Raw genomic sequence first — 2201 nt, 5'->3', positions numbered from 1 at the left:
CGCACCCGGCTCGTCCGCCGGCCTGGCGCGGCGGCGGCTCGGGCGTCGTGGATCGCGTCGACACGGCCCTGGCGTGCTCGAGAGTCGACGCTCGGCATGCTCGACCTCGACCGCTGGCTGCTGCTCGTCATCCCCGCCGCCCTGCTCGTGGCGACGCGTGCGGTGCAGACGTCGTTCCTGTCGTGGACGCATCTCGCCGTGGTGTTCGGAGCGTGGCTCGTGTTCGCGCTGGTCGTGCGGCTCTGCGTCGGCCGGCGCTCGCCGTGGCCGGTGATCGCCGCCGTGGGCGGCGTCGTCGTGCTGCGGTGCATCGTGACGCTCGTCGCGCTGTCGTTCACGGGGCCGGGCGGCTACTGGTTCGCGTTCTGGACCGATCCGGTGCTGCGCTCGGTGTACATCGCGGTCGCGTTCGCGCTGTTCGTGTGGGTGTTCGTCGCCGCGGGCTGGGCACTGAGGGCCCAGGTCGGCGCGCGCCGCGCGACGGGATACGTGCTCGCGGGGGTGGGCGCCGGTCTCGCCGTGCCGGCACTGGTGATCGGCGCGATCGGCCTCGAGACCGCGCTGTCGGCCTGGAACGACGAGATGGGTCTGCTGCCGTGGGGACTCGCCCGTATCCTCGGCATCACGACGTACCTCGAGATCCCCGCCGAGACGCCGTGGGTCGCCGCCGGACTCGGTGCGGTCGTGCTCGGGATCGGGGTGCTGCTCGCCCTGCCCTGGCGGCGCCGCGGGGCCGCGGCATCCTGAACCGTCCCTGTCGCCGTGTTTGCTGAGAACAGGTGATCTGGCGAGGGCAGGAGGTTTGGGGGGCGTTTCGTCCTGCGTCCGCGAGATCACCTGTTCTGGTGGGCGGGATGCCTCGACCCGCGGGTCTGCGACCGGAGCCGGGTGCGGCTTGCTGAACCGTCCCTGTCGTCGTGTTGCTGAGAACAGGTGATCTGGCGAGGGCAGGAGGTTTGGGGGGCGTTTCGTCCTGCGTCCGCGAGATTCCCTGTTCTGGTGGGCGGGATGCCTCGACTCGCGGCATCCTGAACCCTCCGAGTTCAGCGCACGAGCAGCTCGCCGCCCAGGACGGGAACGTCCCAGCGGTTGCCGGGAGGCGGGAACACGCACGCATAGTGGTCGGAGAAGGCGCACGGCGGCAGGTAACCCCGGTTGAGATCGACCGTCACCCGTCCGTCGTCGTCGGGAAGGGGCGGCCTCAGGAAGCGGAACGGGTAGCTCTCGGTGCCACTGGTGGCATCCCTGAACGCGGCGAAGAGCGTGGCGTGGTCCCGTGTCACGGTGAGCTCCAGTTCGCGACCGCCGAGCCGGAACGAGACGGTGCCGTCGTACACCGTCGACGAGCGGTATCCGTCGACCGACTCCGTCGGTGAGGATCGGGGCGTCGGGGTGAAGCGGCCTGGGACGCGGAGCAAGGGGTCGTAGGGGGCGCGGACGATCGCAGAGATCCCGCGCCGCGTCGCGGCCTGCGGATCCAGCACTCGCAGCGCGAGCGTACCGTCACGGAGGTGCGCCCGCACGGCGACATCGCCGACCTGCGCCTCCTCTCCGGCGGCGAGCCGCACCTCTCCAGGAAGAGCGCTGCCCACGATCGTGTCGCCCTCCTGCCGCCAAAGACCCGGCGCGCCGTCGTACGAGCGCTCGTCGGCATCCAGCCAATGCGTCGAGGCGAGTGAGGCGATGCCGTGCGGTGACCACACGGCGATCTCTCGGTCGTCGATCCACTGTCGGTGGGTGTCGTCCATATGTCCCATCCTGATCGGAGTACGACACATATTGTTACACCATCGAAATACAGGAGTGAATAGCATCGCCCTATGGATCGCATCGATGCACCCGAGATAGACGCTCTGACGCGGGCGCTCGATGTGCACTCGCTGCGGATCCTCGTGGCCATCGATCAAGAAGGTTCGATCAGCGCGGCGGCGCGCTCGCTCGGGTTCACGCAGCCCACGATCACCCAGCACGTTCAGCGGCTAGAAGCCCGCCTCGGCGCGACGCTCGTCGCCCGCACCGCTCGCGCGGCATCGCTCACGCCCGTGGGTGCCCTCCTGGCGCAGCACGCGCCGAGGATCGACGCGAGCCTGACCGCGGCGGCGACCGAGCTGGCGCGCGTCCTCGGTCGCCGCACGGGCGCCGTCCGCTTCGCCGCCGAGATCGAGAGCATCGCGAACGTCGTCGCACCGACGGTGGCGCGG

The 2201-nt window shown here is 70.3% G+C and carries 2 protein-coding genes and 1 pseudogene; 2 read left to right on the top strand and 1 reads right to left on the bottom strand.

Annotated features, from left to right (window positions below):
- Positions 1–747 (top strand): annotated as a pseudogene (locus EIO58_RS16625) (hypothetical protein); the annotation flags it as partial.
- Positions 748–1043: 296 nt separating this feature from the next.
- Here EIO58_RS16625 and EIO58_RS16620 read toward each other — a convergent pair.
- Complete coding sequence (locus EIO58_RS16620; RefSeq protein WP_164861807.1) at positions 1044–1748, bottom strand: DUF1684 domain-containing protein; 705 nt, start codon at positions 1746–1748, stop codon at positions 1044–1046.
- A 72-nt stretch (positions 1749–1820) separates the two neighbouring features.
- Between EIO58_RS16620 and EIO58_RS16615 the strand changes: the two genes are divergently transcribed.
- Positions 1821–2201, top strand: a 381-nt coding sequence (locus tag EIO58_RS16615) for a LysR family transcriptional regulator (protein WP_127820406.1), incomplete at its 3' end; no start/stop codon positions are given.

Origin of the sequence: Microbacterium sp. CPCC 204701, from assembly GCF_004010105.1 — a bacterium.
In the GTDB taxonomy this organism is placed as follows: domain Bacteria; phylum Actinomycetota; class Actinomycetes; order Actinomycetales; family Microbacteriaceae; genus Microbacterium.
The sequence above is the reverse complement of the archived record's forward strand: the minus strand, read 5'-3'. Positions and strand labels throughout refer to the sequence as shown.

What these genes read in the sequence shown, in the direction of transcription:
- EIO58_RS16620 (WP_164861807.1), bottom strand. Translation starts at nt 1,748, where the DNA reads ATGGACGACACCCACCGACAGTGGATCGACGACCGAGAGATCGCCGTG.